The 25379-nt window shown below is 64.6% G+C and carries 18 protein-coding genes and 1 pseudogene; 7 read left to right on the forward strand and 12 right to left on the reverse strand.

Going from position 1 to position 25379, the window contains the following annotated elements; genetic code table 11:
- From JOZ76_RS33265 to JOZ76_RS33285, 5 genes and pseudogenes are all read right to left on the reverse strand, one after another.
- A pseudogene (locus tag JOZ76_RS33265) lies at window positions 1-1004 on the reverse strand (flagellar protein); the annotation flags it as partial.
- An 11-nt stretch (window positions 1005-1015) separates the two neighbouring features.
- Window positions 1016-2875, reverse strand: a complete 1860-nt coding sequence (gene flgK, locus JOZ76_RS33270; RefSeq protein ID WP_291705620.1) for a flagellar hook-associated protein FlgK — start codon at window positions 2873-2875, stop codon at window positions 1016-1018.
- A gap of 44 nt (window positions 2876-2919) precedes the next feature.
- The gene (locus JOZ76_RS33275; protein WP_291705621.1) at window positions 2920-4740 is read right to left on the reverse strand and encodes a flagellar hook-basal body complex protein; all 1821 of its coding nucleotides are present in this window, start codon (window positions 4738-4740) and stop codon (window positions 2920-2922) included.
- 260 nt (window positions 4741-5000) lie between these two features.
- A complete protein-coding gene (gene msrB / locus JOZ76_RS33280) occupies window positions 5001-5513 on the reverse strand; it encodes a peptide-methionine (R)-S-oxide reductase MsrB (protein ID WP_291705622.1) in 513 nt (170 codons plus the stop codon).
- A 109-nt stretch (window positions 5514-5622) separates the two neighbouring features.
- Window positions 5623-7080, reverse strand: a complete 1458-nt coding sequence (locus tag JOZ76_RS33285; protein ID WP_291705623.1) for an NAD(P)/FAD-dependent oxidoreductase — start codon at window positions 7078-7080, stop codon at window positions 5623-5625.
- Between the two features lie 93 nt (window positions 7081-7173).
- Between JOZ76_RS33285 and JOZ76_RS33290 the strand changes: the two genes are divergently transcribed.
- Window positions 7174-7707, forward strand: coding sequence for a SixA phosphatase family protein (locus JOZ76_RS33290; RefSeq protein ID WP_291705624.1), 534 nt, complete (start codon window positions 7174-7176; stop codon window positions 7705-7707).
- A gap of 55 nt (window positions 7708-7762) precedes the next feature.
- Window positions 7763-8188 carry a universal stress protein gene (locus JOZ76_RS33295; RefSeq protein ID WP_291705625.1) on the forward strand — a complete coding sequence of 142 codons (426 nt, stop codon included), beginning with the start codon at window positions 7763-7765 and terminating at the stop codon, window positions 8186-8188.
- 10 nt (window positions 8189-8198) lie between these two features.
- On the opposite strand, the gene JOZ76_RS33300 is transcribed toward JOZ76_RS33295, so the two are convergent.
- Window positions 8199-8810 (reverse strand): hypothetical protein, encoded by a 612-nt coding sequence (locus tag JOZ76_RS33300; protein WP_441300146.1) that lies wholly within the window; start codon window positions 8808-8810, stop codon window positions 8199-8201.
- A 57-nt stretch (window positions 8811-8867) separates the two neighbouring features.
- Between JOZ76_RS33300 and JOZ76_RS33305 the strand changes: the two genes are divergently transcribed.
- The 3 genes from JOZ76_RS33305 to JOZ76_RS33315 all read left to right on the forward strand — a co-directional run bounded on the left by JOZ76_RS33305 (window position 8868) and on the right by JOZ76_RS33315 (window position 12733).
- Complete coding sequence (locus tag JOZ76_RS33305) at window positions 8868-9302, forward strand: hypothetical protein (RefSeq protein WP_291705626.1); 435 nt, start codon at window positions 8868-8870, stop codon at window positions 9300-9302.
- Between the two features lie 334 nt (window positions 9303-9636).
- Window positions 9637-10704: a lysylphosphatidylglycerol synthase transmembrane domain-containing protein gene (locus tag JOZ76_RS33310; RefSeq protein ID WP_291705627.1), complete on the forward strand. Its 1068-nt coding sequence runs from the start codon at window positions 9637-9639 to the stop codon at window positions 10702-10704.
- 76 nt (window positions 10705-10780) lie between these two features.
- Window positions 10781-12733: a hypothetical protein gene (locus JOZ76_RS33315; RefSeq protein ID WP_291705628.1), complete on the forward strand. Its 1953-nt coding sequence runs from the start codon at window positions 10781-10783 to the stop codon at window positions 12731-12733.
- Between the two features lie 12 nt (window positions 12734-12745).
- On the opposite strand, the gene JOZ76_RS33320 is transcribed toward JOZ76_RS33315, so the two are convergent.
- Window positions 12746-13366, reverse strand: a complete 621-nt coding sequence (locus JOZ76_RS33320) for a DUF2147 domain-containing protein (RefSeq protein ID WP_291705637.1) — start codon at window positions 13364-13366, stop codon at window positions 12746-12748.
- 225 nt (window positions 13367-13591) lie between these two features.
- The gene (locus JOZ76_RS33325) at window positions 13592-14620 is read right to left on the reverse strand and encodes an NAD(P)/FAD-dependent oxidoreductase (protein ID WP_291705629.1); all 1029 of its coding nucleotides are present in this window, start codon (window positions 14618-14620) and stop codon (window positions 13592-13594) included.
- Between the two features lie 220 nt (window positions 14621-14840).
- On the opposite strand from JOZ76_RS33325, the gene JOZ76_RS33330 reads away from it, so the two are divergent.
- Window positions 14841-15335 carry an acyl-CoA thioesterase gene (locus JOZ76_RS33330; protein ID WP_291705630.1) on the forward strand — a complete coding sequence of 165 codons (495 nt, stop codon included), beginning with the start codon at window positions 14841-14843 and terminating at the stop codon, window positions 15333-15335.
- On the opposite strand, the gene JOZ76_RS33335 is transcribed toward JOZ76_RS33330, so the two are convergent.
- From JOZ76_RS33335 to JOZ76_RS33350, 4 genes are all read right to left on the reverse strand, one after another.
- On the reverse strand, window positions 15308-17536 hold the full coding sequence (locus JOZ76_RS33335) for an O-linked N-acetylglucosamine transferase family protein (protein WP_291705631.1): 2229 nt from the start codon (window positions 17534-17536) through the stop codon (window positions 15308-15310). The two genes, JOZ76_RS33330 and JOZ76_RS33335, sit on opposite strands and share 28 nt — an antisense overlap.
- A 104-nt stretch (window positions 17537-17640) precedes the next feature.
- Window positions 17641-19863, reverse strand: a complete 2223-nt coding sequence (locus JOZ76_RS33340; RefSeq protein WP_291705632.1) for a tetratricopeptide repeat protein — start codon at window positions 19861-19863, stop codon at window positions 17641-17643.
- 102 nt (window positions 19864-19965) lie between these two features.
- Window positions 19966-20286 carry a 2Fe-2S iron-sulfur cluster-binding protein gene (locus tag JOZ76_RS33345; protein WP_291705633.1) on the reverse strand — a complete coding sequence of 107 codons (321 nt, stop codon included), beginning with the start codon at window positions 20284-20286 and terminating at the stop codon, window positions 19966-19968.
- Between the two features lie 275 nt (window positions 20287-20561).
- Window positions 20562-20903 carry an Hpt domain-containing protein gene (locus JOZ76_RS33350; RefSeq protein WP_291705634.1) on the reverse strand — a complete coding sequence of 114 codons (342 nt, stop codon included), beginning with the start codon at window positions 20901-20903 and terminating at the stop codon, window positions 20562-20564.
- A 432-nt stretch (window positions 20904-21335) separates the two neighbouring features.
- Between JOZ76_RS33350 and JOZ76_RS33355 the strand changes: the two genes are divergently transcribed.
- The coding region (locus JOZ76_RS33355; protein ID WP_291705635.1) for a methyl-accepting chemotaxis protein at window positions 21336-25379 on the forward strand (4044 nt) is incomplete at its 3' end.

The raw sequence follows: 25379 nt of genomic DNA on the forward strand, positions 1-25379 counted from the left end.
ACCTGGTTCTGCCGGACCGCTCCGGTCGCGGTGCCGTCGGTGTTGAAGAAATTGTCGCCCGCTTCGACCGCCGATGCCGCAACCAGCGAGGTGTTCGCCAGCGTGCCGATCGCGGCGTTCAGCGCATTGTTCAGATTGGTCGCGGTGGCCGCGGGCGTGGTACCGATTGCAAAGCTCTTCGCCGGCAGCGGCGTCGCGCTCGAGGCGGTCAACTGGATGTTTTCGGTGGTCCCGTCGGGCAGGTTGAAAGTGAAACTGATCTGGTCGCCGGGGTTGGGATTGCCCGCGGTCAGGTCGACCGATACCGCAGCCGGCGAGCCGGCCGGCCCCGTGACCGTGGCGTTGGTCAGGGTCGAGGACACCGAGTTCAGCTTCAGTCCGAATGGAGAGCCGGCGACGTCCTCGGCGAGCTGGAACTGCGTGGCTGTCGTGGTGGGTGCGTTGTTCGGCCCGGTCAGCACGAGGCGGCCCATCCCGTTGGTGCCGAGATCGGCCTGCTGGCGTTCCGCGATCAGCTGCTTCAGCCCGGCCTTGCTGCCAGTGCCGTTCAGAATGTCGTCGGCGGAGGCGACCGCCGGCGTGTTGATGGCGGTGCCGGAAAAGATGTAGCGGTCGCCGACCTGGGTGTTGAGAATGCCGACGATCGCGGAGAGCTCCGATTCCGCGTTCTGCTGGCCGATGGTCTGACCACTGGAGGTGATGTTCTGCGATGTCGAGGCGGCGTTGTTCTGCACCTGGCTCGCAATCGTCGACAGCGACTGCAGCGCGGTGTTGCCCGCGCCGATGATCGTGTTGACGTTGGTCATCGTCGTGCCGAAGGCGGAGAGATTCGCGAGCTGGTTGCGGGCCGCAATCGCAAAACCTTCGTTGACCCCCATGCCGGCGTAGTTGGTCGACTTGACGCCCGTCGAAAGCTGGGTCGACAGGTCCGAGAGCTGGTTCTGGATGTTACGAACCGATTGACCAAGGACCGAGTTGCCGTAATTGATGCTGGAGATGGACATCGTTCAACGCCTTACCCTTGAGCCTGCAGCAACGTCTGCATCATGCTTTGCACCACCGTCATGACGTGGGCGTTGGCCGCATAAGTGTTCTGCACCTGGATCAGATTCGACATTTCGCTGTCGATGTTGACCGCCGAGGTCGAGTCGAACTTCTGCTGCAGGGTGCTGACGACGACGCTCTGGCCCTGCTGCAACTGCTTCGCCAGCGTTGCCGAGTTGCTCTGCTGGCTGATGAACTGCTGCAGATAGTCAGAGACCGTGCTCTTGAACGGCTGCGCCGCCGAACCGAGCCCGGTCTGCGGCGAGAAGGAGAAAGTCGCAGACGTCAGCTGTGAGAACAGGAAATCCGAGCGCGTGTTGTCGCCGCTCGGGGTCGCTGGCGAGGTCGAGTAGACGCTGAGAGCGGAACGGTTGGCGAGCACCGCGGGATTGACCGTGATGCGGCCGGCCAGCCCCAGCATTTGCGGGCCGCTCGACGTGATCTGTCCGGTGTAGAGCGCGTTGGCGTCGGTGAACAGCGGCAATTGCGGGCTGCCGGTGGCGAGCGCCTGCGTCGTCGTGATCGTCGAAGCCGCGTTCACCGTCGCCGACGACGATCCCACGACATTCAGCGTGCTCCCGGACGGATTGGAGAACGTCAGGCCCGCGCTGCCGAGTGCCGCATTCAATTGCGTGACCGCCGAGGCCATGCCGAGCGAGAGGTTGATCCCGATCCGCTGCGGGTTGGCGCCGGCAGGACTCTGCAGCGGCAGCGCCAGCGGATCCGTCACGTTGACGATCTGGATCTGGTGCTGCGCATTGCTGCTGTCGGTGTAGGTCAGGTTGATCGTATTGCCCGGCAGCACATTCGACGTTCCGACGCTGAAACCGGCCGGCGGGCCTGTGACCGCGGTACCTGCCGTGGTCACATCCGACAGCGAGCTCGCCAGCGTCGCCGCCAGCTGGTCGACCTGGGTCTGCGCCTGCACCAGCGTCTGATCGCGCAGCTTGATGTCGGCCGCGATCTGGCCCGAACTGAAGGCGTTGCTGCCGACCGCATCGATCAGGGCGCCGCTCGGCAGGCGGATATTGAGCGAGGAGACGCCGCTGAGGCCCGGATTAGAGTTGTAGAGCGAGCCCGCATTGAGCGCGCCCTGGGAGCCGGCGACCAGCTGCGAAGCATATCCGCCGCCGACGAGCTGAATCCCCGACGTCGTGAACACGCTCGCCTGGTTCGAGGGATCCGTCACGACCTTGACGTCCACCAGTTTGGCGAGATCGCTGATCGCGTTGTCACGCTGGTCCATCAGCGTTGCGGCCTGCGGATCGCTCGGGCTCAGACCCTGGATCTGAAGATTGAGCTGCGCGATCTGCTTCAGGTCAGTGTTGGCCTTGGCCGCCGAAGTGCCGATGTCCTGATCGACATTGGTGCGCAGCGACTGGATACCTTGCGTCGTCGCGTTGAGCTGCTGGGCCAGCGACTGCGCTGCCGACAAGGCGACCGATTGCGCCGAGCCATTGCCCGGATTGGTCGACAGCGACTGCAGCGCACTGGTGAAATTGCCGAACGCGGTCTCGAGCGTGCCGTCGCCGCCCGGGGTGCCGTAGACGCTCTGCAACTGAGAGAGGATGTTGTTGATCTGGTCCGCATAGGCGCCGCCGCCGATCTCGGTGCGCAGCTGGCCCTGCACGAACAGATCGAGCGCGCGGTTGACGCCGGTGGTTTCGACGCTGGCGCCGAAACCGCCGCTTCCGACCTCGATCTGGTTCGGATTTTGCGCGACGTAGCCGGGCGTCTGCGCGTTGCCGACGTTCGACGAAATGATCGAGAGCGCCGCCTGCGTGGAGCGCAGTCCGGACATCGCAGTGGCAAGGGCTGAACTCAAACCCATGGTGATTGCCTGCCTTTGTTACACTAGCCTCGCACCGCTTCCGGTCAGCGCAGCACGTTCAACAGGTCCTGCACCATGTTGTTGGCCGTGGTGATCACCTTGGTGTTCGCCGAATAGGCCTGCTGAGTGACGATCAGCTTGGTGAACTCGTCTGCGATGTCGGTGTTCGAACTCTCCAGCGAGGAGCCGGAAATCTTGCCGGAGGCACCGATGATCGCGGGGCCCGACAGGTCGGTGACCTCGTAGGCGCCGCCGTCGAGCGCCTTCAGATAATTGGTGCCGTTGAAGTGCGAGAGCGTGACCTGCGCCAGATCGATGTTCTGGCCGTTGGAGAAGGTGCCGACCACGAGGCCCGAATTATTGACAGCGACCGACTGCAGCTGCCCGGCGGCAAAACCATTCTGGGTGATGGTGTTGATGGTCGCAGCGCCGCTCGAGCTGGCAAACTGCGTGAGCGCGCCCGAACCCAGATTGAACGAGAGATTTCCCAGCGACAGGCCGTTCACGGTCACGTTCGGAATGGCGATGGACGAGCCGCTTGGCGAGGCCAGCGATCCGTTGGCATTGAAGGCGAAGGTCGTGCCGGAGTTGACCCACGCGGTCTGGGTACCGGTTGCGGTGGTCGAGGTCTGGTAGAACAGGTTCCACTTGTCGCTGTGCCCCGAGCCGAGCGAGGCTGAGTCGGTCTTGGCCCAGCGCAGTTGCAGATTGATCGGCGTGCCAGCCGCGTTGTAGGTCGTGACCGCGCCGCCGGAGATGGACTCGTTGGTGAAGGTCTGAAGGTCGTTGGCGGTGACTGTGCCGGTGCCGACATTGGTGCCCGGCGCACGCGCCTGCGAGATCGGCACCGTGGCGAAGCCAAGCCCGTGGAGGGCGGTCGTGGCGTTGGCCGTATTGCCGGTGATGACGAGATCCTGCGCGGTGCCGGTGTGGAGGGTGATCTGCCCACCCGTGACGGTGGCCAGGCCGCCGGTGATCCCGGCGATCTTGTTGAGCAGCGCGCCGACATTATCCGTGATGTTGAGCTGGTTTCCGGTAGCCCCCGAGGCGACGAAGTTGATGGTCGTGCCGTCAATCGTGATGCTGTCGCCGGCGGCGAACCCCGCGGCAAGCGAGTCGCTCGGCGCCGTGCCCGATAATGCCGTATTGACGGTGATCGGAGCCGGCGTGCCCATCTGGTTGTTGACGACCGTCCCGGTGATGGAGGCGTCGACGGGCGGCGCCGGCGAGCCGATCGGCAGGGGATTGGAGGCGAAGTCGGCCGGGTTGAGGCCGCCGACCGCGGTGATCGAGCCCGCCGTCGAGGTCGAACTCGCCGGCGTGCTCGGCTGGGTCGGCAGGTTGGCGGCATACTGGATGGAACTCGTGGCCTGGGCCGGAATGAAGTTGTTCTGGAATTGCAGCACCTGCGGCACGTTGCCGGTGGGGTTTCCGGTCTTGGGGTCGACCGTGATGCCCATCAGGTAATAGCCGGCGCCGTTGATCAGGTTGCCGTTGGCGTTGAGCTGAAAATCGCCGCGCCGCGTATAGTCGGTGACGCCGGAAAACACCGGCACGTTGTCGGTGATCGAGGACGCCTTCTGCACCGAAAAGAAGCCGTCGCCGTTGATCGCCATGTTGGTGGCGACCGTCGAGGCAGACACGGTGCCCTGGGTCGTAATCGTCGCCTGAGCGAAAGCGGTGACGCCGCCTGCAACCTGCCGGCTCGGCGTGGTGGCGTCCGGAATGAGATCCTCGAAGCTGGTGCCGATTCCCTTGTAACCGGTGGTCGATGCGTTCGCGATGTTGCCTGAGATGTTTTGCAGCGCGAAGGATTGCGCCTGCAGACCGCCGACCGAAGTGTTCAACGCGTCGAAGATACCCATACCCTTGTCTCCAATTCGATTCCTTCGGCCAGCGGATCAGCCATGCCGCAATCGAACGAGACAGTCGCAAGGGTTGTGCCAGTACAAAAAATGTTGTTATTTCAGTGAGCTAGCGGAAAATATCCAGCGCGATGACCGGGGCGGATTTGCCGGGCGGGCAACAATTGCCGGGCATTCGGCATGCCAAGACCCGCCCCCAGAGCGCGGGGTCGGACTGGTTCGCCTGACCTATAAGGAGGAGCCCGAAAATTCCGACGCCATCACGTTGCCGACGGCGCCGCCGGATGGAAGACCAGCGCCACACCGTCCATGCAATAGCGCAGGCCCGTGGGTTTCGGCCCGTCATCGAAGACATGGCCGAGATGGCCGCCGCAGCGCCGGCAATGCACTTCCGTCCGCGTCATCCCGAAGGTGCGATCCTCGGTCTCACCCACAGCATTGTCGAGCGGCTTGAAAAAGCTCGGCCAGCCGGTGCCGCTCTCGAACTTCGTCTCGGATGAGAACAGCGGCAGGTCGCAGCCAGCGCAGGCGAAGACGCCCTTGCGATGCTCCTTGAGGAGCGGGCTGGTCCAGGGCCGTTCGGTGCCCTCGTTGCGCAGAATTTCATATTGCTGCGGCGTCAATTGCGCACGCCATTCGGCATCGGTCTTCTCGACCTCGAATTCCTCCGCTGCTTTATGCCCGGCCCGGGCCGGCGTGGCGCGCAGCCAGCGGAAGGCGGCAAGGCCAGTGAGGCTGGCGACCGAGGTGATCAGAATGCGGCGGTCAAGCATGGTGGTCTCCGTGCGAGGCGGAACGAGATCGGGTCGCTCTGAAATACGGACGGCACCGTCCGACGTTACACCCGGCGATCCGCGTTTTCCTCACTTTCCCGCGAGCAGGTCAGGCTCCCTCACTCTCGTGATCTGCGACCTGATCAGCCGGTTCGGCTGCCTGCGAAGGTGCGGGACGGTTCATGCGCGGCAGCCGGCCGCTCGGCAACGGACGCATGGCGGCCTGCCGGTTGGCCTCGGCCAGACGGGCCTCGCGCAGGCGTTCCTGCGCCCGCGCCCGCTCCCGATGCCGAGCGAGCGCACCGGCGGCCGCCGAACTGCCGCGCCCCCACAAGCCGACGACATAGCCGGCCACCCGCCCTGTCATGCCGCCGGCCCAGACCAGTTCGAACGGCGAGAACAGCCGCCAGCGTTCATCGCCCCAGAGAATGCTGCGGGCGATCAGCTGCCCTGCCATCGCCGAGGTATTGAGGCCCTGCCGGCCAAAGCCGCTCGCGACCCACAGGCCTTTGCGAAGCTGGCCGATCTGCGGCATGCCGTGCACCGTCTGCCCGACCACGCCGCCCAAAACCTCCGCTATTTCGACCCGGCCGAGTTCCGGAAAGATCGTCGCGATCCGGCGTTGAATGGAGCCGGCAAAACCCTGCGGCCGCGCTTCCCAGGTGGTCTCCGGACGGGCCCAGATCAGACGGTCGCCATCGACCACGCGGAAATGATCGATCCCGTCGGCATCCGCGACCGATCCCTTGAAGCTGACGGTATGGCGCAGCCGTTCGCCGAGCGGCGCTGTCACAGCCGCATACCGCCAGACCGGCAGCAGGGTGTCCGACAGCCGCTTGAGTGGCGCGCCGAGATGAACGTTGCCGGCCAGCACGATATGGGAGGCGCGCATGCGTGCCGAAGGTGTCACGATGCGCTTGCGAATGCCGGAGGAATCGATGCTGACGACCGGCGTGTCCTCAAAGATCCGGGCGCCGGCGCGCTTGGCGAGCGCGGCGAGGCCATGAACATATTTGCGGCCATCGATTTGGAAGGCTCGGGGATAATACACGCCGTGGAAATAACGGTTGGTCCGCAACTCGTTGCGGACCCGCTCGATCTGCCAGCCCTCGACCTCGGTATCGAAATCCTCGGCCAGCATCTGCAGCCGGCTGATCAGCTGGTCGCCAGCGTCGACATTGGAGACCTCGAGCGCGCCCTCGCTGAAACCGATCCCCGGCATCAACTCTTCGGTCGCAGTGGCCCTGATGAACTCGACGCCTTCCTTGGACAGTGCCCAGAGTTCGCGGGCGTCCTCGAATCCGACGCGTTCGATCAGTTCGCTGAGCGAAAGCGAATAACCCGGAATCACGGTTCCAAGATTGGCGCCGGAGGCGTTCCAACCAACGTGCCGACCTTCGAGAACGGCGACGCTGGCGCCGAGCCGCGCGGCTTCGAGCGCAACCGTCAGGCCGGCGAGACCAGCACCGACCACGCAAATGTCGACGTCGAGGTCAAACGTCAGCCGCACGCGCTCTCGCAGCGCAGTGCCGGTGGCGGTGATCGCGCTTGTGGAAGTCTCGCTCATAGCGTTTTCTTACGAACCCTACGCCGGTTTGTCACCTTGGTCGTTAGTGACCTGCGGTACATGATTGAGGAAAGAACGAATCGAGATGCTGCCATGCGCCGTTTGATGCTGCTGCGACACGCCAAGACCGAGATCGACTCGCCCTCGGGCCGCGATCAGGACCGGCGCCTCGATGCGCGCGGCCGGAAAGATGCCACCGAGATCGGCGATTGGATCGGACGTCACCCGCCGTCGCCGGACATCGTGATGGTTTCGCCCGCGGTGCGGGCCAAGGAGACCTGGGAGATCGCATCCGCGGCGATCAAGGAACATGCTGCGCTGCCCGAGGTCGAGTGGGTGGCCGACCTTTACGGTGCCGATCCCGCCCAATTGCTGCAGATCATCCGGATGGCATCCGCTTCCGACCCAAAGCGGCTGATGCTCGTCGGCCATAATCCCGGAATGCATGAATTGTCCCTGGCGCTCGCCGGCAGCGGCGACGCGAGGGGCCGCAAGGCGCTGGCCGACAATCTGCCGACCTCCGGACTAGCCGTGTTCGATTTTGCAATCGACGACTGGAACGACGTGGCATTTCGCAGCGGCGCGCTGGCCATTTTCGTCAGCCCCAAATTTTTGCGGCAGGCATGAGAGAGGTCAAGCGCCGCGGAATGTGTTACCCTCCGGTTCAGACTGGGAGGCGCAGATGTTCAGATCCATCCTCGTGCCGATCGATCTCGCCGACACCGAACTCGCCAAGCCGGCGATCGCGACGGCCGCCACGCTGTCGAAGACCTGGGATGGCAGCGTGCGGCTCTTGAACGTGCTGCCGCTGACGCCGGTGATGCTGGCCGAGTATGTTCCGGCCGATTTCGATACTCAGCAGCGCCAGACCGCCGAAGAGGCCCTTGCGATCGTGGCGCAGGAATCCGGCATCGAGCCTGATCACATTTCCTATGCCGTGCGTCAGGGCGGCATCTACCACGAGATTCTGGAAGAGGCCGCCACCGTCAAGGCCGAGCTGATCGTCATGACGTCGCATCGGCCGGCCATGCGAACCTATTTCCTCGGCTCCAATGCCGGCCACGTCGTGCGCTATGCGAAATGTTCGGTGCTGGTCGTGCGGCATTGACGGTCTTGCTTCAAGGCAGCAACGCCTCCGGCAGATTGTCGAACCTGTAGACGCGCGGACGGTTACGCCTGATGAAGCCGCCCACTTGCCAGGCAAACAGTGCGGCAAAGCCTGTGATGAACAAGGCACCGGCGAACTCGCCGACCGCGAGTGAACGCACGAGGAGCCCGGCCATTGCCAACCCAACGAGCGCCAGAAACACAAAACCCGCAGAATAGACAGTTGCCCCGAGCCCGCCAATCAGAGCCGCGCGGCTTCCCGCCTCCGCCATCCGTGCATGCAAGGTGACGATGAAGTCGCGGTAGCCGGCATCTTGGGGCGCCATCAGCGCCGCGGTCTGCCAGGAGGTGGAGAGGATCGCGATGCGTCCGCCATTGATGTGGCGGAGATCCGCACGAAACCGCCGTGCCTGCATCGATACCGGCCGAAACGACAGCCGGATCGCGGCAATGTCGCCGTAGCGCCAAAGGCCTCGCCTGCCCGCGATGCGCCACGCCAGTCCGCCATCGCTCAATTCAAATTGATGCGCCCCGCCGATCAGCGACGCTCTATAGGCGTAGCGCGCCGCGACCTCGCTCTCCGGAGCAAGCGCTGCATCCTCCTGCAATGGCAGTTCGTTCAATCCTGGTCCCGTCCCGCAAGCTTGCCTAGCCTAACCGCTTTATCCTACAAGCCGATCATGGCAGAGACGACCTATTTCCCCCGCCGCCTCATCCATGCAGGCGCGATGGTCACCGGCGTGCTTCTTGCGCTGGCCGTTCATATGTTGGGCGCCCGTTACGGGCTCGACCTCGGCGGTCTTTGGCGGTCCGGCACGGGCGAGTCCATGCCCGCGGGAGCCGCCATCGCCTGGTGGCTGATTGCGACCGCCGGCTTCTCCGGAGGATATTTTGTCGCGGCGCTGATGCACAGCGCGGTGTCCGGACAGATCCCGCAGCGCATGCGACAATTCCTGATCGTGGTCGGCGTCCTGGTGCTGGCCGGTGCCGGCCAGGCTGCATCCGCGCCGAGCCCGATGCCGACGATATCGGGCGTGCTGGCCGGCCTTGCGGCGCTTTGCCTCGGCGCCGTGATGGCGTTCTCCGGTGCCCATTTTGCCCTGCGGCGCGCTTAAACCTTGATGGAGACTTTCGCGCGACGTTTTGTCTCAATTCGTGGCTTTACGTCGCAGAACCGGCTCGCAAATCGTGTCCGGACGGATCCAAATGTCGCCGCAAAGACGTTGGAACCAGCGCCTCCAGCGAAAACGCGCCCGGGCTCGAATCCTTGAGCCGGGACCTTATGTAGGACGTGTGACAATCGAGACCGACCGACAGACCGCACACCATTGTCAAGGACTGCACAAGGTTGCCTTTTTGGCATAAGGAACTTTGGCATCCACAGCAATTGACACCAATTTTCCTTAAGATGCGGGCTTGCCAGCCTATGCCGCCCTGCCGGGAGGATGAATGCACGGACTGCTAACTGCGCTCAGGCGTGGTTTCAAGAAATGGATTGGCTGGAAACGGTTGGGTATCGCCGCAAGCCTGTTCATCATCGCTTTTGCGATTACCACCCTGATCCGCACGCTCAAAGGCGTGGACGCGGAAAAGATCAAAGCTGCGCTGACCGACATTCCTCCCAGCCACATCGCGCTCGCCGCGCTGTGCGTGGTTTGCGCGTTCTTCACACTGACCTTTTATGACTTTTTCGCCCTGCGAACGATTGGCAAGAAGCACGTCCCTTACCGGATCGCGGCACTGTCCAGCTTCACGAGCTATTCGATCGGGCACAATATCGGTGCGACCGTGTTCACCGGCGGCGCGATCCGGTTCCGGATCTATTCCGACTATGGCCTCAACGCGATCGATGTCGCCAAGATCTGCTTCATTTCGGGCCTGACCTTCTGGCTCGGCAACACTTTCGTGCTGGGCATCGGAATGGCCCTGCATCCGTCGGCCGCGTCCGCCATGGACCAGCTGCCGAACGCCGTCAACCGGCTGATCGGATTCGGCGGCATCATCGCCATCTTCGCCTATCTCGGCTGGCTCTCGCTCGGCGACAACCGCCGCGAGCTTGGCCAGAACGGCTGGAAGGTCGTGCTGCCGTCGGCGCGGCTGACGCTGCTGCAAATCCTGATCGGCGTGGTCGATCTCGGTTTTTGCGCGCTGGCGATGTATCTCCTGATTCCCATGGACCCGCCGATCGACTTCATGTCGCTGGCGGTCGTGTTCATCCTCGCGACGCTGCTCGGCTTCGCCAGCCACGCACCCGGCAGCATCGGCGTGTTCGATGTCGCCATGCTGCTCGCGCTGCCGCAATTCGGCAGCGAACAGCTGCTCGCCACGCTCCTGGTGTTCCGCGTGCTCTACTTCGTGATTCCTTTCTCGACCGCGATTTCGATCATGGGCGCGCGCGAGCTGTGGCTCAACGTGGTGATCCCCTGGCAGGAGCGCAGGCGCGCCACCGAGGCCAGCACCTTTGCCGGTCCGACTGCCGTTCCCCAGCCGGTGAAACGCCTGAAATCACAGCGGTGAGACGAGGGCCCGGAACGATCCGGGCCCGAAGCGCTTCCTTTGGTCCGATGTATTGATCAGTAACGCCAAAGCCGCCATGATCCGAAAAGCCCTTCGCGCTGTTCTTCCCGGCATCCTGCTGACCGGACTCCTTGCCATAGTCCCGTTCCAGCCGGTGGCCGCACAGTCCGTCTCCGACGCGCCGCTGCAGATCTCCTGGGAAGTCCGCAACCGCTTCCGCCTGTTCCGCGAGGAGCGCGACTTCCTGCTCCACGTCGAGAGCACCCGCAATCGCAGCATTCTCGCCTCCGAACAATCGCTCGAAGTGCAGAGCGACGGCCGCGGCTGGGCCCGCAACATGGTCAGCCGCCTCTGCATCGATCTGCAGGGGCGCGTCAGCGACCCCTGCACGCGCGACAACGTCAAGGAGAGCTACCTGACGCCGTCCGACCATGCGGTGGTTGTCCGCCTCGACGGCGCGATCCCGGTCGGCGCCACCTGTGCCTGGACGTTCGAGGACGGCGACGCCCCGCAGCGCGCCACCCTCGACTGCGCCGAGCAGCTCAGCCTGCGCGTCCGCTATGGCCGCCAGACGGTCGCCACCGTGGAGGTGTCAAGCGGATCGGAGCCGCAGCGGATCTCCACCGAGATCAAGGTGCGCGACGTCTTCATCGCGGGGCTCGGCGACAGCATCGCCTCCGGTGAAGGCAATCCGGACCGTGCGATTGCGCTGTCCGACGATGGGTTTTGTTTCCGCTCGTATCTCGGTAGCGCTTCGGCCCAGTATTATCGCCCGAGTCGCGCCGGCTACAAGGGCGGCCGCGCCTGCGAAGCGTCCGATCCGTTGCAGGTGTGGCAGCGGCAAAGCGCGCTCTGGCTCAACTCCGCCTGCCACCGCTCGCTGTACAGCTATCAGACCCGCACCGCGCTGGCGCTGGCAGTGCAGTATCCGCACGTCGCGGTGACCTATCTGCCGCTCGCCTGCACCGGCGCCAGCATCCTGGACGGGCTGCTCGGCTACCAGCGCGCCCGCGAATGTCCGCCCTCGAAATCAGGCTCCTGCGCCGTGACGATAAACGCGCAGGTTTCCGAATTGCGCGATGCGCTGGCCGCCGCGAAACGCCGCCAGATCGACCGCAAGCTCGACCTTGTGCTCTTGTCGATCGGCGCAAATGACATCAATTTTTCCGGGCTGGTTGCGGATGTCATCGTGGACACCCCGACCGAACGCACGCTGTTCCGACGCACCGGGGTGATCGGCTCGATCGATGAATCGCACAGCGCCCTGACCCGCGAGCTGCCGCAAAGTTTTGGCAGGCTGCGCGAAGCACTGAAGCCGCTGGTGGGCGACCTGTCACACGTCGTCTACGTCTCCTATGCCAACCCCGCCCTCAACGAGGGCGGCGCGCCCTGCCCTGGCGGGCGTGCCGGTTTCGATATTCATCCCTCCTTCAATGCGGACGCCGAGCGGCTCGCCGCCGTCTCGGCCTACGTGCAGAGCGAGTTTCTTCCGGAATTGAAGGCGCTGGCGCTGTGTGAATCCGGGGTGCTGTGCCGCGATCCGCGCGCCGATCGCATGACATTCGTCGATGCCCATCAGGGCGTGTTCGCCGATCACGGCTTTTGCGCACGTGCCGGGAGCGATCCGGAATTCGACAGGGAGTGCTTTTCGCCTAAGGGCGAGAGCTTCGATTCCGACATCGTCACCGCCGCCAGTCAGCCTCTGCTGTGCGGCCGCGGCGCGAGCGAATACCGCGCCTATCTGCCCCGCGCACGCTGGATCCGTGATGCCAATGACAGCTATTTCGCCGCGATGACCTACCCCCAGGGCCTGCCGTCCTCGATGCAGGCCTCCGACATCCACGACGCGACCTGGGGCGTCCTGTCAGCGGTCTATGGGGGCGCCGTCCATCCCTCGGCCGAAGGCCACGCAGCAATGGCCGACGCGGCGCTGCCTGCGGCTGCGGCCGTGCTGCAGCTCGACGCCGTCGTACCCGAAGTGCGGGCCGAGCCCGCGCCGCCGCTGGTCGTCGTGCCGGAGCAGCGCTGAACGAGCGACGCTTTATTGACGCGGCGGCGGCGGGCCCTTTTTGGGCGCGACCGGCGGCTTCATCGGCGTCGGCGGAGGCTTGACGGCGAGCGCCTGCGCGGGAAGATATTTGGCGATGACGGCCGGATCGATCTCTGCCATCGCCGTATCTGGCAGACGCTGCCAGGTCTCATCCTTGCCGAGCAGGGAAAAACCGATATAGCCGCGGAGCGTCAGTTCCTGACCATCCGCGCTCATCGTCATCTTCGCGCTGTAGATCTTGCCGCTTCGCGGGTCGAGGACATTGCCGTCCTCATATTTCAAGCCGGCCCGCTTCATGTCGCGGATGAAGGAAATGCCGAGCCACGGCGCATTCTTGCGGTCGTCGGTACAGCCCGAGCACACCGGGTTGGGCGGATCGGTCGGCCTCGGGAACAGCTTCGCCATGACACCTTCGAAGATGCCGTTGTGATCGAGGACAAGGACATAGAGCACCGGCCGGCCATCCTCGACCTTCTGCCAGAGACCGGCCGCCGACGGTTCGTCCGCGCGTACAGGCGCGGCACCCACGACTGCGCAGATGACAAGGCTGCTCAGGACGCAACGCCGCAGCATCTGTGGCATCTGCCGAAATCCGGAGAGCACGTTCTGCATCATCATTTCACCTGTCCTCGTATGGAATGGCCGCTTGCGCAACACGCATATCGAGGGCGCGTACGAATGCGGCCGTTTCAAGAGTTCGCGGCGGGAGCGCCTTCAAGCGCGAAGCCGCGGGATTTCAGAAAGGCTGCGCGACAATGATAGCCTGCTCGTGCCGAGAACACATCCATTGAGTGACGATTTCGGCTACCAGCAACACACTGTAACGACGCCGTTCGATCAGCCGACCCCGAGCTTCTTCTGCAGGCTCGAGGACGACGTCGTATATTGGAAGACCAGCCGCTTCTCCGGATAGACGTAACGATGCGCCTTTTGCGCCATCAATGCGCCCTCGTGGAAGCCGCACAGGATCAGCTTCAGCTTGCCAGGATAGGTATTGATATCGCCGATCGCAAAAATTCCGGGCACGCTGGTCTCGAATGCCGAGGTCTCGACCGGGATCAGATTGTTCTCCAGCGCGATGCCCCAGTTGGCGACCGGGCCAAGCTTCATCGTGAGGCCGAAGAACGGCAGCATCGCGTCGCAGGTGATGTTGGTGAGCGTATTGTCGTTGCCCTTGATCGTGGCGCCTCGGAGCACGCCGCTCGCGCCCTCGAGCGCCGTGACCTGACCGATCCTGAGGTCCATCTTCCCCGCGGAGACCAGCCCGCGCATCTGCTCCACACTGTGCGGAGCAGCGCGGAAATCGTCGCGCCGGTGCACCAGCGTGATGCGCTTGGCGAGCGGATGCAGATTGAGGGTCCAGTCGAGCGCGGAATCGCCGCCACCCACGATCAGGATCTCCTTGTCGCGGAATTGGTCCATCTTGCGGACCGAGTAGAACACCGAGGTTCCTTCGTAGGCCTCGACGCCCGGCACCGGCGCACGCTTGGGCTGGAACGAGCCGCCGCCCGCGGCGATTACGACCACCTTGCACTCGAACACCTTGCCGGCATCGGTGGTGACGCGGAACGCCGGATCGCCGATCTTTTCGATCGTGTCGATCATCTCGCCGAGATGGAAGGTCGGATGGAACGGCTTGATCTGCTCCATCAGCTGAGCGGTGAGCCCCTGCCCCGTGACCATCGGAATGCCGGGGATGTCGTAGATCGGCTTTTCCGGATAGAGCTCGGAGCACTGACCGCCGGTCTTGTCGAGAATGTCGACAAGATGCGCCTTGATGTCGAGCAGGCCCAGTTCGAATACGGCAAATAGGCCGCACGGGCCGGCACCGATGATCAGCACGTCAGTCTTGATCGCTTCGCTCATATCGCTTCTGTCGCTTCGTTGTTCGGTTGGGCCGCGCCGCGAGGGTCTCGGTGGCGCGAGGTGGGCTAGGCCTGTCTAGCCAAGGCGGAAGGGCGAGAAAAGCCATAAATGACCCCTAGCGCCCGCCCGGGCCGCTTGCCGGAGAGGATTAACTGGGCTGTAAGGGCATGGAAATGACGGAGATCAATCGGTGAACGCGCCGCCTCAAATCGAGACACGAGTGGAGACCCAAGTCGAAGCCCCTGCCGCATCGACGCCTCGATTGGAGGACTTTCCCTACCGCCTCACCGACAACGTGCGATTTGCCGATCTCGATCCCAATCAGCACGTCAATAACGCTGTTTATGCGACCTATTTCGAGACCGGCCGCGTGACTTTGATGAAAGATCCGAAATACGGCCTAGTGCCCGACGGGCTCGCCTGGATCATGGTGCGGCTCGACATCCATTTCCGCGCCGAGTTGCGCTGGCCGGGACGGATCGAGCTCGGCCTTGGCGTGGCCAGATTGGGACGAACCTCCGTGACATTCGATCAGGTCGTCTTCTCAGAAGGCGAATGCGTCGCCTCGGCAAAGGCGGTGACGGTCCTGATCGATGACATGACCCGGAGGCCGACGCCGCTGACGCCGGAGATTATCGAAAAGCTGCGACCATGGCTCCGGCGCGGCGTGGAACGAGCCGATGGAACTCAGGCAGCGCCGGCCGAGGCGCAATAATCGCGCCAGAAGCGCCGGTAGTGAGCCTCCACGGCCGCCGTATAGCGGACCGCGTCGCCAGCCTCGGAATTTGCGATCCGCGCGGGCAGACCCGCGCGCAGCGCTGAAAGGAGCTCCGGCTGTGCGGCGAAGCGCGTTGCTATCGCGAGATAGTCGTCATCGCCGGACGCGACGAAATCCGTGAGGCCGATCGCGGTCAGGATCGAGGCCGACATTCGGGAGCCGACACAATTGCCGGGCTTGGTCACCACAGGCACGCCCATGTAAAGCGATTCCCAGGTACTGACGCCGCCATTCTGCGGGAACGTATCCAGTGAAATATCCACCTCGTCCAGGGCGCGCAGATGCGCGGTACGATCGGAGTCTCCGAGGAATGTGATGCGCTCGGGCGGAATGCTGTGCTGGGCAAATCGCGCCATCAGCCGTTGCCGCACCGCCGGATCGTCGAGAGCGATATGCTTGACGATCAGACGCGCGTCGGGGACCGCGGCCAGGATGCGGCACCACAAGGCAACCGCCTGGTCGGACAGCTTGTCGATCCGGTTGAACACGCCGAAGGTCACATGGCCCCGCCTCAGCATCGGCAGCGCAGAGACCGGAAGACCGATCGGCTCGCGCGTGATCAGGCAGGGCAGGTCGGCGAGTTTTTCCGTAAACAGCGGTCGGACCTGCTCGGGAATTGCGACCTGGTCGCCAAACAGATAATCCATCACCGGCATGCCCGTCCCGGTCGGGTGGCCCCATGCGCTGACCTGAATGGGAGCCGGCTTGCGCGCGAACACTGCCAGCCGCGATCCCTCGGTATGTCCCGAGCAATCGACGAGGATGTCGATGCGATCGGCCACGATGCAGTCGGCGAGTTCGTCGGGCGACATCTGCGCGACGTCGCGCCAGTGCTCGACCAACGCGCGGAACTCATCGACGATAGCGTCGGGCTTCGCATTGGTGCTGTAGGCGAAGACTTCGACCGCGGTCCGATCGTGGCAACGCAGCACCGGCCGGATGATGAAGCCGGCCGAGTGATCGCGGAAGTCGCCCGACACATAGCCGACGCGCAGGCGTCGCTGCGGATCGGTATCGATGCGCTCGAGCCTGCGGCGCGGACGGGTCGAGCCGATCCGCTCCCACCACAGGCGACGCGCCGCCTGCTGGTCGGCGACATCGACCCCATCGAGGAATTCGAGCGCGAAGATCTTGCCGGAAATCGCGGTGTGCTCCTCCGGAGCGTGCGCGATGGCGCGATCGTAGAACGCGACCGCCTCGGCGATGTCGCCCGCCGCCACGCGGCAGGACGCAAGCATGATGTACGCGCGCGCCGAGGCCGGCCAGCTCTGCAGCACCCGTTCGGCAAGCGAGACTGCGAGGCCGGTATCCTTCATCGCGAACGCGACGTCGGCCCGCGCCATCAGCGGCAGATGCTGCTGCTCGGCGGGCGCCGCCGCGACCGCGGCTTCCGCATCGCGCAGCGCGCCGGGAAGATCGCCCAGCCTGAGCAAAAGGCTGGCGCGATGATGCAGAGCCTCATGGTTCGAGGGCCGAAGCGCGATGGCCTTGTCGAGCAGCTCGCGCCCGGCGGACAGGCGGGACAGAAGGATCAGCATCACGGCCTGCCCGACCATGGCGTCGACGTGACGCGGGTCCAGTCGCAGGGCTTGCTCATAACAGCGCAACGCGTCGCTGATCCGGCCGCGCGCGGTATGGGTCACGCCGCGCTCATACCAGATGTCCGCGTCGTCCGGAGCAAGGGCCTGCGCCCGCTCGTAAATCTTCAGCGCCTCTTCATGCCGGTCGAGCCGGCGCAAGGCGACCGCAAGGTTCGTCAGCGCCACCATGTGCTTCGGATTCAGGACCAGCGCGGCTTGAAACAGTTCACGCGCGTCGGCGAAACGTCCAAGCCGGAAAAGCGCTGCCCCGCGATTGCACAGGAGTTCAGGCGAGCGCGATCCGGCTGCGATCGCCCGCCCAAGCGTGATCTCCGCCTCGCTCAGCTGCCCCGCCTCCAGCTGGGACATCCCGAGCAATCGAAGCGCTTCGGCATTGTCCGGAGCGAAGGTGAGGACTTGACTGCAAATGAACTGGGCCTCGGTCATGCGGCGACCGTCCAGGGCCTGGCGCGCCGCGGCCAAGAGCTCATCGATCGCCTTCTTCTGCTGCTTCTGCAGGCGAGCCCGCTGAAAGGCTCGCGATCCGGCATCGGCCATTACCTTTTCTCCGCCAGTTTCGACGCGGCGACCTGACTAGCACATTCGGATTGATTCGGACCGGCCGCGCCGACCACAAACCAGCGGCGGCGGCCCGGTCCAGGTCATGACAGCGAAGCGCGTGCGCAATAATCGCGCCAGAAGCGGCGATACCAGCTCTCCACCGCCCTCGTGTAGCGCACGGGATCACCCGCCTCCGACGTTGCGATACGGCCCGGCAATCCGGCGCGCAACTCCGCGAGGGCGTGAGGCGCCGCGACCGCGCGGCGGGCGATCTCGACATAGGCCTCCTCATCGGGAGCGATGAACTCGGTCAGCCCGATCGCGGCGAGGATCGACGCGGCGGCCCGCGATGATGTCGTGGTGCCGAGCTTGGTGATGACCGGTACGCCCATGTAGAGCGACTCCCAGGTGCTCACGCCGCCATTTTGCGGAAACGGGTCCAGCGAGATATCGATCTCGTCAAAGGCGCGCAGATGAAGGGGACGATCCGACTTCCCAAGACAGCTCACCCTGTCCAGAGCGACCCCAGCCGCGGCAAATCGGTCGAGCAACGTGGTTCGGACATGGGACTCATCGAGCACGAGATGCTTGAGTACCAGACGCGCATCGGGGATTGCGCTGAGGATCCGCGCCCACACCGCGATCGCCTCATCCGTGATCTTGTCGATGCGGTTGAAGACGCCGAAGGTCGGAAATCCCTTTTTGAGCATCGGCGAGGGGCCGACCGGAATGTCCGGCAACGCGATGGTTATCAGGCACGGCAAATCGGCAATCCGCTCGGCAAACAGCGGCCGTGCCTGCTCCGGGATAGCGACCTGGTCGCCGAACAGGAAATCGATGAGAGGAACGCCGGTCCCGGTGGCGTTGCCCCACGCGCTGACCTGAAGCGGCGCGGGCTTGCGACAGAACACGGCGAGCCGGTTGCCTGCCGTGTGCCCTGAGAGATCGACGAGGATGTCGACACGGTCGGCCTTAATGCGCGTGGCGAGTTCGTCGTCCGACATCTCGGCCGCGTCGACCCATTGGTCGGTGCAGGCCCGGAACTGCTCTGTGACCGCGTCGTTCGTGCTCGAACAATGATAGGCGATAATGGCGAACTGCCGGTGATCGTGGGCCTGAAAGATCGGCAACACCGCAAGACCTGCGGAATGCTGCCGCAGGTCGGAGGAGACGTATCCGATGCGCAGTCGCCGTTCCGGATCGATGTCGATTTCGCGAAGTTCACATCGCGAAACCAGCGAGCCGATCTGGGTCCACCAAACCCGCCGGGCCTCCTGCTGGACCGCAAAATCCGCGCCGGCGAGGAAATCGAGAGCGAAAATCTTCTGCGAGATCGCCACCTCGTCGTCGGGGCTGGCGGCCAGCGCCTCGTCATATCTGGCGATGGCACCGGGAATGTCGCCCCAAGCGGCATGGCAGCTGCCGAGAACGGTCAGCGCGCGCGAATCGTTCGGGATCTGCTTCAGCGCTTCGCGTGCGAGTTCGGCAGCACGCGTGGAAATGCCGGCCAGCTTCGCCGCCTCGGCGCAGGCAACCAAGGCGGTCGTCCGCGTCGGCGCGAGCGCCACCGCCGCCTCGCAATCCCGGTAGCCCGCCGAGACATCGCCGAGTTCGACCAGCAGCGAGCCGCGAGCCACAAGCGCTTCGGGCGATTTCGGTCGCAGGGTTAGCGCCGTGTCGAGCCGGCTCCTGGCTGCGGCAAATTGCCGATGCATGACCTCGATCCTGGCCATCTCCACCAGCGCCTCGACATGGCGTGGCTGCAGACGCAAGGCCTCGGCAAAGCAGAGCCTGGCCTCCTCGATTTGCGACAGCATCAGGTGCGCCGTTCCGCAATTGGTCCAGGCATCGGCATAGCGCGGATCGAGCGCGATCGCTCGCTTGTAGAACTCGATCGCCTTTTCCAAACTTTTGAGATGCTTCCAGGCGTTGCCAAGATTGTTGAGCGCGGTCAGATATTTCGGCTTCAGCGACAGCGCCCGCTCATAGGCCGCGCAGGCCTCCTCATAGCGCTTGAGTTCGAACAAGGCGACGCCATGGTTGCAGTGCGCCTCGGCCGAGCGCGGATCGACCCCGACGGCGCGCCTGAGCGTCGCCTCGGCCTCCTCCTTCTGACTGCCGTCGAGCTGGCTGAGACCGAGCAGCCCGAGCGCATCGAAATTGTCGGGCGCAACGTTGAGTACCTGTCCGCAGATGAACTGCGCCTCGGCGAAACGTGCTCCGTTGTAGGCTTCGAGCGCCGCGGACAGCAGGCCGTCGACCGCCTTTTTCTGCTGCTTTTGCAGGCGGGCCCGCTGAAAGGCCTTCGCTCCGGCGTCGCTCATCGGCTATCCCCAACCGCGTCAGATCGGGCGACACGACTAGCACAGCCGGATTGATTCGGGGCGCCCGGCGGGATCTCGCGGCGAGCGCTTTGGTGCGGAGCCCTAGGCCTGCCGCTCCGGCGTCGAGACCACGAGGCCGTCAAGCTCGTCGCTCACCTTGATCTGGCATGACAGGCGCGAATTCGGCCTGACGTCAAAGCCGAAATCCAGCATGTCCTCTTCCATCGGCGAGGGCGGCCCGACCTTCTCGCGCCAGGCTTCGTCGACATAGACATGGCAGGTCGCACAGGCGCAGGCGCCGCCGCATTCGGCTTCGATGCCCGGAATAGCGTTGCGGATCGCAGCTTCCATCACGGTCGCGCCGTTCTCGACTTCAACTGTGCGCTTCTCGCCGGTATGGTCGACAAAGTGGATCTTGGCCATGTGAACTCGTATGCGGGGGTGGAAGGATAGTGCAGGAATGACGGAGGTTCGGGACGTCCTATAACGGACGGGTCGGCTGCGCGCTAGTGCGGTTCCCCCCGAAAACGGCCGCCGGGATCAGGGCGAAGTCCCGGTGACGCACACGACGGGCTTTCCGGCCATAATGGATCACTCCGGCAACCCAATATGGCCGGCAAGCGGCGTAGATTTTGGTGTTGGCGCATGTTCTTGTCGTTCTTGTCGGCGAACCGGATCCCACTTCGCCGGAACATCCGCTAGCGAAGAATCGCTTCGACCGCCGCGCGCGCGGCCTTGACCGCAGTATCGAGATCGGCAAGCGCCCGCGTGGGCGCCCGTCCTTCGCGGATCGCCAGTTCCAGGGCGGCCGCAGCGTCCGCGACGGCGAACGCTCCGATGGCGCGTGCCGATCCCTTCAGCGTGTGCGCCAACGCGCCGGCGTGCGGGGGCACAGCCGCGAGTTGCCTTTGCACGCGCGCTGCCTGGTCCGCGAACAGGCCGAGGACTTCGCGCGCAAGGCTGGCGTTCCCGAGGGTGCTCTGACCGAGATGCTCGAGATCAATCGGGCCACGATCCGCGACCGAAGGCGAAGAGGACATCCGCTGCTTCCGTTTCCTTGCACGGCAGGCCCGGCGGGAACTCGATTCCCCGTCTGTTCTCGCCATGAGTGGGCAGTTCAGCCACAGCCAATCACGGGGATCGTTAACGGAACGTTTTGCGTACCCGCCACAGATCAGCCCCAATTCGGACCAAAAGTCGCCCGAATCCAAAGCACCGGTGGAGAAAATCGAGAGCTGCGAAAGCGTTAATGCAATAAGCTGTTAACGATGAATAAGAATGATTAAGATTGTCTTAATCGCAGCCATTTCTTTCGCATCGCGCACCCAATAGGATGTGTCCCGGATGTGGCGGACAGGGCGATGGCGGACGGGCCTCGTCCTGGCGCCATGCAGAGCTGCTGCCGGTTTCAGGCCAGCGGACGTGCTTGCGCATGGCGTCCTGCGGAAAATCAGTATGAGGGCTGACTGAACATGGCGAACAACCCCAAGAAGGTCAAAGACCCTACTGAAGTTGCGCTTTCTGCCATCCAGGAAGCCTTGAACATCAACGACGCCGCGGCGCCCGAACCGGCCGCGCGGACTGATGCTTCTTCCCCGCCGGTCCCGCCGCCCGCGCTGACCTTCGACGAGCCTTCCTTCGAGATCCGGCCGGCTGCCGATCGCCCGGTGTTCGAGCCGATGAACGAGCCGCAGCCGCCCCGTCGCCCGGCCAACGACGACCGCGAGACCATCGGACAGCTGCTGCAGGCGTTGCAGAAGGGCCGGCCGGCCCGCAGCTTCTACCGGCTTGCGACCATCTTCGCTGCAGTCTGGACGCTCGGCTGCGGCCTCTTGACGTTCGGCTTCCTGCCCGCGCTGCAGGCCGCCATCGGCCAGGGTAGCGCCGGTGTCATGATATTGGCGGGTCTCGCGGCGCTGTTCTTTGCGCCGGTGCTGCTGTTCTATTTCGTGGCGAGCATCGCTTGGCGCGGCCAGGAACTGCGAATGATTGCGCAGGCCATGTCGCAGGTCGCAATCCGCTTTTCCGAGCCTGAGGGGGCAACGTCGGACTCGATGGTCACCGTCGGCCAGGCGATCCGCCGCGAAGTCGCCGCGATGGGCGACGGCGTCGAGCGCGCGATCGCACGCGCCGGCGAACTGGAGACGCTGGTCGCCAACGAGGTCGCGGCACTGGAACGCGCCTATACCGATAACGAGGTGCGGATCCGGGCGCTGCTGCAGGACATCGCTCACCAGCGCGACAATCTGGTCGGACAGGCCGAACAGGTCCGCAGCGCCATTTCCGGCGTGCAGATCGACCTGCGCCACGACATCGCGCTGATTTCGGATGCGATCGCCTCGCGCGTCGACGAAGTCGCCAAAAGCATCACCGGCGCCCTGGAAGAGCGCGGCGCCCATATCACCGCGGCGCTCGGCAATGCCGGCGACAACATGATCCTGGCGCTCGGCGAGCGCGGCGGCGAACTGCTCGACCGTCTCGAGGAGGCCAGCGCCGAGACCACCCGCTCCGTGCTGGACGCGAGCGAACGCCTTACCACCAGTCTGAATTTCAAGACCGGTCACGTCCATGACGAGTTTGCCGATCTCGCCGAGCGCGTCCACGACATGCTCAACGAGCGCATCGACCGCACCATCGCCGAATTCGAACAGCGCTCCGCCGTCATCGTCGATGGCATCTCCGAACGCACCGAACAGGTCCACGACATCCTGAAGAATTCCGGCGACTCGCTGCTGCTCGAGCTCGAGCTGCGCTCGGGCGACCTCGTCAGCAAGATCGACGAAGCCGGCCATAAGCTCGCCGAGCGCATCATGACGTCGGGCGAGAAGGCGAGCGACCAGCTGGATGCCACCGTCAACGCGCTGGTCACCAAGGTCGTCAGCCAGACCGAAAGCGCGCATGACACGCTGTCGCTGCAGATGAGCTCGTTCGACGAACTGGTGAAGAACCAGGGCGCCGAGCTCGCGGAAAAATTCGCCCGCGACAGCGGCACGCTCGGCGCGCTGATCACGCGCCACATCTCGGAATTCGACCGCACCGTGAAGACCTTTGGCGGCGAAATCGTCGATCGCATGGGGCAGCGCACCCAGGAGATCGCCGACAGCCTGAAGAGCTATGTCGACAGCTTCGATAACCGCGTGAGCCTGAACGGCGGCGAGATCACGGCCGCGCTCGATCAGCGCCTGCTGCAGTTCGAGACCACGCTCGGCAACAGGGTGACCAATCTCGACGTCTCGCTGGACGGCAAGATCGCCTTCTTCGACTCCGCCATCGACGGCCGGATCAAGTCGCTCGAGCAAACCTTCGACACCCGCGCACGCTCGGTGACCGACACCATCGACACCCGGCTCAATACGCTCGCGGTGACGCTGACGGACGGCGCGGCGCAGGCGATCCACTCGATCGATTCGCGGCTGACCTACCTCACCTCCTCGCTGACCGGCGGCACCGCGCAGGCGATCGACGCGATCGAGCAGCGCGTGGCGAGCGTCACCAAGACGATCAATGGTCGCAGCGCGCAACTGTCCGACACCATCGTCGCCCGCTTCCAGGAAATCCACCAGGGCCTCGAGGCCAAGGTCGACGCGGTCGCGACCGACATTGATACGCGCGTGGCGCAGTTCGAGGACCTGCTCGGCTCCCGCGTCGAAGCGGTGGCGGGCCGCATCGAGAGCAGCGGGCGGCAGGCGAGCGACGATCTGATGGCACGCGCCGAGCTTTTGTCATCGGGCATCAAGTCGCATGTCGAGGACGCCGAGCGCTCGCTGACCAATCTCGTGGTCAACACCTCTGAGACAATCCAGACCGGTGCGCGCGCCGCCCAGCAGGCGCTGCTCACCGTTTCCTCGGATGTCGGCGCGCAGTTGAAGATGACGTCCTCGGAGGTCGAGCGTGCGCTGACCGCGGTCGGCACCAACGCGGCCAATTCCGTGCTCAACAGCGCGCGCGACGCGCAGCTCAGCCTGGTGTCGACGTCAGGCGATACCGTGAGCCAGATCAAGACGCTGGCCGCCGACGTCGAGCGAACGCTGTCGGCCGCCGGTACGGCCACGGCCGAGGCGATTGTTGCCGGGGCGCGCGAGGCGCAGTCCACGCTGGTCAGTTCGTCCTCCGATGCCGCCGATCACGTCAAGGCGCTCGCCGCCGATGTGCAGCGGTCGCTGTCGACGGCCGGCACCTCCACCGCGGAAGCCATCACGGCCGGCGCGCGCGAGGCGCAGAACACGCTGGTCGCGGCCTCCGCGGAAGCGGCCAAGAACGTCAAGACGTTGGGGGCCGACATCCAGAGCTCGCTCTCGGTGGTCGGAACCGCCACGGCAGAAGCCATTACGTCAGGCGCGCGCGAGGCGCAGGCAACCCTCGTCAATGCGTCCTCCGAGTCGACGAGCCAGGTCAAGGCGCTGGCCGCCGACGTGCTGCGCTCGCTGACCGCGGCCGGAAACGCCACCGCGGAAGCCATTACGATGGGCGCGCGCGAAGCGCAGAGGACGCTCGTCGACGCCTCTTCCGAAACGACCAAGCACATCACCACGCTGGCGGCAGAGGTCGAGCGGACGCTGTCCGCGGCCGGTACCGATACCGCCGCTTCGATTTTGAGCAGCGCGCGCGAGGCGCATGGCTCCCTGACCGATACCGGCGCGCAGGCGGTTGGCCAGATCAAGGCGATCTCGACCGAAATCGAGCGCTCCCTCACCTCAGTGACAGCGAACACCACGGACAACATCCAGGCCAGCGCGCTCAATGCGCAGAACGCCCTCGTCTCGGCCTCCAACGAGGTCTCGACGCGGATGAAGTCGGTATCGGCGGAGATCGAGCGCTCGGTGCTCGCCGCCGGCAATTCGCTCGGCTCCGCGGTGTCCGGCAAGACCGACGAGATGGTCGGCTACGTCCAGCAGCAGACCGAGCGGCTGTCGCAACTGCTCGACGGTAGGCGCGGCCAGCTGATCGAAGCCATCGGCGCCAAGACCGGCCAGCTCACCATCGAGGTCGATCGTGTCACCTCCGATGCGCTGAAGTCGATCGAGAGCCGCGGCCAGGCCTTCGCCCAGTCGATGATGGGCAACGGCTCGGACGTCGCGCGAACCATCACCTCGGCCGGCGAGCTCGCCACCAGTGCGATCAACAAGTCGCTGCGGGACATGGAACAGGCCTCGCGCACCGCGATCGAGCAGTCCCGCCAGGTGTCGATCGCCGCCGTGACCGAGATGCAGGAAACCAGCAAGATCCTGCGCACCGACACGGTCGCGCTGTTCGAGCGCCTGCGCGAAGGCAACATCCTGCTGCAGGAGGTGTTGACCGGGGCGCACGCCAACCTGTCGACGCTGGAGCAGGCGCTGGTCAGCCGCGTCGCCGAGTTCGTCTCGACGCTGAACGACGTGTCGTCGCGCACCGGCGCGACCACGAAGCTGGTCGACGAGCAGATCTCGAGCTTCAACACCACGACCAAGAAGGCGCTGATCGATCTTAGCGAGCTCGCCGGCCAGTTCGACCAGCATGGCAAGATGCTGGCCGAAGCG

It is taken from the genome of Bradyrhizobium sp., assembly GCF_019244115.1.
In the GTDB taxonomy this organism is placed as follows: Bacteria; Pseudomonadota; Alphaproteobacteria; order Rhizobiales; family Xanthobacteraceae; genus Bradyrhizobium.